Source organism: Streptomyces bobili (assembly GCF_002154575.1).
Taxonomy (GTDB): Bacteria; Actinomycetota; Actinomycetes; order Streptomycetales; family Streptomycetaceae; genus Streptomyces; species Streptomyces bobili.
In genome coordinates this window covers 1-308 of the sequence record NZ_MUBA01000581.1, presented here as the reverse complement: position 1 = coordinate 308, position 308 = coordinate 1, and the positions used below count along the sequence as shown (strand labels likewise).

General features: G+C 68.5%; 1 protein-coding gene. It reads left to right on the top strand.

The window, feature by feature from the left end:
* The coding region (locus tag BZL64_RS41560; protein WP_244205658.1) for an ABC transporter C-terminal domain-containing protein at positions 1 to 215 on the top strand (215 nt) is incomplete at its 5' end.
* Positions 216 to 308: the final 93 nt, after the last annotated feature.

Below are 308 nucleotides of genomic sequence, written 5' to 3'. Positions count from 1 at the left end.
GCGCCGCCGACCAGCGCGCCGCCAAGAAGGAACTGCAGAAGATCGAGCGCCAGTTGGACCGCGTCTCCGACAAGGAGGCCAAGCTGCACGCGCAGATCGCCGACAACTCCACCGACTTCGAGAAGGTCGCCAAACTCGACGCCGAACTGCGCGGGTTGGCCGGAGAGCGCGAGGAACTCGAAATGCGGTGGCTGGAGTTGGCCGAGGAGGCGTGACCCGAAGCACGCGACGGCGTGGGTGACCGAAACCCGCGCCACGGCAGTTCGGGGGGTCCGGCGGGCATGCTGCACGCTCGGTGAACGGGTCCC